This is a genomic window from Rhodococcus sp. ENV425 (assembly GCF_002887785.1).
GTDB lineage: Bacteria > Actinomycetota > Actinomycetes > Mycobacteriales > Mycobacteriaceae > Rhodococcus > Rhodococcus aetherivorans.
Genome location: NZ_PCZU01000272.1, coordinates 718 through 6555, shown reverse-complemented (window position 1 = coordinate 6555; position 5838 = coordinate 718). Strand labels below are relative to the sequence as shown.

Annotated in this window: 5 protein-coding genes and 1 pseudogene; 1 reads left to right on the top strand and 5 read right to left on the bottom strand. The window is 73.0% G+C overall.

What is annotated here, in order from left to right:
• Positions 1 to 40 precede the first annotated feature (40 nt).
• From CQZ88_RS25645 to CQZ88_RS25625, 5 genes are all read right to left on the bottom strand, one after another.
• Positions 41 to 1606: a bifunctional uroporphyrinogen-III C-methyltransferase/uroporphyrinogen-III synthase gene (locus CQZ88_RS25645; RefSeq protein ID WP_006935959.1), complete on the bottom strand. Its 1566-nt coding sequence runs from the start codon at positions 1604 to 1606 to the stop codon at positions 41 to 43.
• 63 nt (positions 1607 to 1669) lie between these two features.
• Complete coding sequence (hemC, locus tag CQZ88_RS25640) at positions 1670 to 2683, bottom strand: hydroxymethylbilane synthase (protein WP_006935961.1); 1014 nt, start codon at positions 2681 to 2683, stop codon at positions 1670 to 1672.
• The gene (locus CQZ88_RS25635; protein WP_006935962.1) at positions 2680 to 4134 is read right to left on the bottom strand and encodes a glutamyl-tRNA reductase; all 1455 of its coding nucleotides are present in this window, start codon (positions 4132 to 4134) and stop codon (positions 2680 to 2682) included. Before CQZ88_RS25635 ends, hemC begins: the two co-directional genes overlap by 4 nt.
• Positions 4131 to 4997 (bottom strand): redox-sensing transcriptional repressor Rex, encoded by an 867-nt coding sequence (locus tag CQZ88_RS25630; RefSeq protein ID WP_006935964.1) that lies wholly within the window; start codon positions 4995 to 4997, stop codon positions 4131 to 4133. Before CQZ88_RS25630 ends, CQZ88_RS25635 begins: the two co-directional genes overlap by 4 nt.
• Positions 4998 to 5157: 160 nt before the next feature.
• Positions 5158 to 5448, bottom strand: coding sequence for a glutaredoxin family protein (locus CQZ88_RS25625; RefSeq protein WP_006935968.1), 291 nt, complete (start codon positions 5446 to 5448; stop codon positions 5158 to 5160).
• Between the two features lie 184 nt (positions 5449 to 5632).
• Here CQZ88_RS25625 and CQZ88_RS31880 point away from each other — a divergent pair.
• Positions 5633 to 5838: pseudogene (locus CQZ88_RS31880) on the top strand (HAD-IB family hydrolase); the annotation flags it as partial.

The window sequence follows — 5838 nt, the reverse complement described above, 5'->3', positions numbered from 1 at the left end:
GGTTTCGGTAGCGGCAGCCACCGGAACCGCGCACGGTGGGTCAGCGGCGGGCGCGGGACTTCTTGCGGGGCGGCGGCAGCGCGCCCTCGGCCCGCAGCCGGGCGGCGTGCTCGGCGAGCGCCTCCACCAGGGGACCGATCTGGGCGGTCTCCGGCTGCACGTCCACCCGCAGGCCGAACTCGATCGCGGTCTCCGCGGTCTTCGGCCCGATGCACGCGACGATGGTGCGCGCGTGCGGCTTACCGGCGATACCCACGAGGTTGCGGACCGTCGAGGACGAGGTGAAGCACACCGCGTCGAACCCACCGGTCTTGATCATCTCGCGGGTCTCGGCCGGCGGCGGCGCTGCCCGCACCGTGCGGTAGGCCGTCACGTCGTCGATCTCCCAGCCCCGCTCGCGCAGGCCCTCGGCGAGGGTCTCGGTGGCGATGTCGGCGCGCGGCAGCAGCACCCGGTTGACCGGGTCGAAAACGTCGTCGTACGGGGCGAACTCGGCCAGCAGGCCCTCGCTGGACTGCTCACCGGAGGGCACCAGCTCGGGGGTGATCCCGAACGAGCGCACCTTGTCCGCCGTCGCCTGCCCGACACACGCGATCTTCACGCCCGAGAAGGCGCGGGCGTCGAGACCGAACGCCTCGAACTTCTCCCACACCGCGCGCACCGCGTTGGTGGAGGTGAACACCACCCACTGGTAGCGGCCGTCCACGAGACCCTTGACGGCCCTCTCCATCTGGGCCGGGCTGCGGGGCGGCTCGACGGCGATGGTCGGCACCTCGATCGGGATGGCGCCGTGCGCGACGAGCCGCTCGCTCATCTCCCCGGCCTGCTCCTTGGTGCGCGGCACCAGCACCGTCCAGCCGTACAGCGCGCGAGACTCCCACCACGAGAGCTTGCCGCGCTGCGAGACGATCTTGCCGACGGTGACGATGAGCGGCCCCACCAACTCGGAGCCGGCATCGTTGAGCGTGGCGAGGGTGGCCTCGACGGTGCGCTGTTGACGGGTCGTGCCACGGACGGTGATCGCCGCGGGGGTCTGCGGCGCCAGCCCGTGCTCGACGAGGGCGCTGGCGGTCTCCGCGAGGTGACCGGACGTGGCGTGCAGCACCAGCGGGCCGGGCGCGGCGGCGAGCGCCGCCCAGTCCACCTCGCCGCGCACGTCGACCTCGGTGTGGCACGAGCCCAGGGCCATGCCCGCGTAGCTCGGCACGGCCGAGCCGGGGGTCAGGCCCGGCAGGACCTCGAACACCACCTGGGTGCGGGCGACGGCGTTGACCTCGGCGATCACCGAGTCGGTGGTCAGCGGATCACCGGCGACGAGGCGCACGACGTCGTGGCCGTTCTTCGCCTCCGCGACGAGGGTCTTGGCGACCTCGGTGGGCTCGCCCAGCGCGGGACGCACCTCGGCGACGGGCTCCCCGGTCTCCGGGTCCCGGCCGGCGGTGGTACCGACGAGCGCGACCACCCCCTTGTCGACGTCGGGGTCGGTGAAGGCGATCGTCGCGCCCGCGAGCACGTCGCGGGCTCGCACGGTCAGCAGAGCCGGGTCGCCCGGCCCAGCTCCCACGAACAGGATCCGTCCGGGATTGTGCTTACGGACTCGGCTCATCGGTCATTCTCCAGTGCGGTCAAATCTGCGGTAAGGGGAAACCTGGGGTGTGGACAGAGGGCGTCAAACATCTGCGGTGCCCTGTTCCGGCGCGTCGTCCGCACGGCTGGTCATCAGCTCGCGCGCACCGAGATCGAGCAACTCGCGGGCCACCGCCCGGCCCAGCTCCTCCGCGCGGTCGGGATCGCCGACGGCGCTCGCGCGCAGCACGTCCGAGCCGTCCAGGGCGGCGGCGCAGCCGCGCACGGACAGTTCCTCGATCACGCGGCCGTCGTCGTCGAGGGATTCGACGACCTCGGCAACGGCCCCGACCGGGGCGGTGCAGCCGGCCTCGAGCTCGGCGAGCAGGGCCCGTTCGGCGACGACCGCGACGCGGCTGGCGCGGTCGTCGAGGCCGGCGAGGATCTCGATCAGTGCGGTGTCCCCGGCGCGGCATTCGACCGCGAGGGCCCCCTGGGAGGGCGCGGGCAGCATCTGCACCGGCTCGAGCGACTCGGTGATCCGGTCGAGGCGGCCGATGCGCGAGAGCCCCGCCCGGGCGATGACGATGGCGTCCAGTTCGCCGGACGCGACCTTCCCGAGCCGGGTGTCGATGTTCCCGCGCAGCGGCTGGATGTCGAGGCCCAGGCCCATGGCGGCGAGCTGGGCACGGCGCCGCGGCGCGGAGGTGCCCACGCGGGAGCCGGGCGGCAGTTCGCCGAGCACCAGGCCGTCGCGGGCGACGAGCGCGTCCCGCGGATCCTCACGCGGCGGCACGGCCGCGATCACCAGACGCGGATCCTGCGCGGTCGGCAGATCCTTGTACGAGTGCACGGCCAGGTCGACGTCGCCGGCGAGCAGCGCCTCGCGCAGCTCGGCGGTGAAGACGCCGACGCCGATCCGCTCGACCGGACCGGCGGTCACGTCGCCCTTGGTGGTGATGACGACCAGCTCGGCGGGATGGCCGGCGGCGATCAGCGCGTCCCGGACGGTGCCCGCCTGCGTGGTCGCCAGCAGGCTGCCGCGCGTTCCGATCCGCAGCGTGCGGCTGCCGGTCCCGGCTTCGATCCGGGTGTCCGATGCGACCTCGGCGCTCATGCCTGCCTTTCCTCTCGGGGAGCCCCCAGCGGGCCGGGAAACTGCTTCCGGGGAGCCTGCAGCTCCGTGGTGACGGCCGGATCCAGCGCGGCCGAGAGATCGGTCGCGCCGGTCACGTCGGGCAGCGCGCCGAGCTCCTTCGCCACCGGGGTGGCGACGGCCTCGGCGGCACCCGGACGCAGTTCGAACAGCTCGCGCAGCGCCTCGGCGTACTGGTCGCCGCCGGGGGTGGACGCCAGTTGCTTGACGCGCACCGTCGGCGCGTGCAGCAGCTTGTCCACGACGCGGCGCACCGTGCGGGCGACCTCCCCGCGCTGACCGTCGTCGAGCCCCGGCAACCGGGACTCGAGCCGCAGCAGCTCGCCCTCGACGACCTCGGCGGCACGCTGGCGCAGGGCGGTGACGGTGGGGGTGACCTCGGCGAGGCGCTGGGACGCGAGGTAGTCGGCGAGTTCGCCGGCGACGATCGAGCGGGCGGCCTCGGTGTCGGAGGCGGCGGCCCCGGCCGCGGGATCGCGTTGCAGCGACTCCATGTCGAAGACGGTGACGCCGGGCAGACCCGAGACGGCAGGCTCCACGTCGCGCGGCAGGCCGAGATCGCAGATCACCAGCGGGCGGGTGCTGCGCTCGGGCTGGGCGAGGGCCCGGTGCGCGTCGGCGAGGGTGACGACCGTACCGACGGCCCCCGTGCAGGTGACGGCCACATCGGCCTGCGACAACGCGGCGGCGAGCCGCTCGAACGGCATGACGTCGGCCTCGACGCCGTTGCCGCGTGCGGTCTCGGCGAGCCGCTCGGCGCGCTCGCGGGTCCGGTTGACCACCACGATGCGCCCGATTCCGGCGCGGGTGAGGTGCGCGACGGCGAGCCCGCCCATCGCGCCCGCGCCGATCACGGCGGCGGTGCGGCCGGCGAGACCGTCGAGCGATGTCGCGGCCTTGTCCAGCGCCACCGACACGACGGAGGCACCCGCCGCGTCGATGCCGGTCTCGGTGTGCACCCGCTTGCCCACGCGCAGCGCCTGCTGGGCCAGCTCGTGCAGGGCCCGGCCGGCGGCCTGCTGGGCGTCGGCGCTCGCGTAGGCGGTACGGATCTGGCCGAGGATCTGCTGCTCGCCGACCACCATGGAGTCCAGCCCGCTGGCCACGGCGAACAGATGCTCGGCGGCCGCCTCGCTGTAGCGCACGTACGCGTGCTTGTGCAGGTCGACGAGGGTCAGGCCCGAGTGCTCGGCCATGAGCTCGCTGACGTCGGCCAGCGCACCGTGGAACGCGTCGACCACCGCGTAGATCTCCACCCGGTTGCAGGTGGAGACGATCATCGCCTCCGAGATGTGGTCGGAGGCCATCATCTTGTCGGTCAGCTTGGGTCGATCGGTGTCGGTGACGGCGACCTTCTCGAGGACCGAGACGGGCGCGGTCCTGTGCGAGACCCCGACGAGGAGAACACTCACGGCGCAATCACCGATCCGTTTCTTGTCGCTGCCGAGGCCACTGGGCTCGGCGTTCCTGATGCGGTGTGCCCGTTCGCGCTCGGCGCGGTGAGCCCCGACGCGGCGCGCCGGGTGTCGGTCAGGCCCGCGTGACTGCCGCCCGCCACCTGGGCGAGTGCGTCGTTGCGGGCGCTGTGGAACGAGAGGACCTGCATTTCCACGGACAGGTCGACCCGCCGGACCTCGACATGGTCGGGCACCGCGAGGGGCGCCGAGGCGAAGCTCAGCACGGACCGGACACCGGAGCGCACCAGCAGGTCGCACACACCCTGGGCGGCGGCGTCCGGGGTGGCGATGACGCCGATCGTGGCACCGAGTTCGCGGGCGGCCGCTTCGAGCCCGTCGACGTGGCGGATGGTCAGGTTCCCCACCCGCGTCCCCACCCGCGCCGGGTCGGCGTCGAACAGTCCGGCCATCGTGAACCCTCGGCGGTCGAAGCCGGCGTACCCGGCCAGGGCACGGCCGAGATTGCCGACGCCGACGAGCACCACGCGGTGCCCCCGGTCGAGGCCGAGTGCGTTCTCGATGCGGGCCTGCAGGCGCAGCACGTCGTAGCCGACGCCGCGCACCCCGTTGGGCCCGAGAAAGGACAGATCCTTGCGAAGCTTCGCGGAACCGACCCCGGACGCGGTGGCGAGTTCCTCGCTCGAGACGATGAGCGTGCCCTCGTCGGCGAGCATTCCGAGGACCCGCAGATACGTCGCGAGACGCGTCACAGTAGCCTGGGGGATGTCCCGCACAGGGACACCGGGAGACGCACCCCCGCCGACTTCGGCGACGCCGCCGCGGGCAGCGTCGCCCTGCGGGGGGTGCAGCTCTGTCACGTTCGTGGCTCCTCGTCCGGCCGACGGGTACACGTCGGTCCTCACGGTGATCCGGGGGATTCGTTCACACCACGGTAACCGCTTGTGAAGCCCTGCACAAAGTTGCTCGAACGGCCCCGAATGTGCTTCTCACCTGCACGACGGTTCCGCCCAGGGGCGCTCAACCGGCGAGATCGGCCCGCAACCGCGGCTCGTCGACCTCCCAGTAGCTGTGTTCACGGCCGTCGAGCAGCACCACCGGCAGACGATCGCCGAATTCGGCGCGCAGGTCGGGATCCGTTGAGGCAGCCCGATCGACGTCGATGCACGTCAGCCCGGCTCCGAACTCGTCGCACAGTTGCTCGAGCAGAGTCAGTGCCGGCGCGCAGGCACCGCAGCCGGCTCGGACGAGGAGGGTGATCTCGTGGCGGGTGCCGGATGTGGCGGCGGGTCCGGGCAGATGTTCGCTCATGGGGTCAACTGTGCGTCATACCCCACCGAGACGAACGTCACACCCACCGGCCACATGCGGCAACGCGCGGAGGGGGCCGTGTCGCGGGCTAGGCTGGGGCGGTCTGCCACACACGACGGCCGGCCGCCGACGAACCGGCCGGCAGCACTCGACGGCGCGGCCGTCGCGCAACAGGGAGGTGCAGGTGCCGGAACGTCCAGTGCGACACGGCTGGGGATTCGGCGAGAACCTGGCCGGCCGCGTCAGCGAGACCCTGGCGGGTCTGATCCGGCCCGGCCGGCGCCGGCTGCTGAGCAAGTTCGGCCCCAGCGAGGCCGAGGTCCGCGCGAACCTCGCCGGCCAGGCGAGCGCCGACGCCGCTCTCGCGCTGCAGGAGGCCCGCACCGAGGC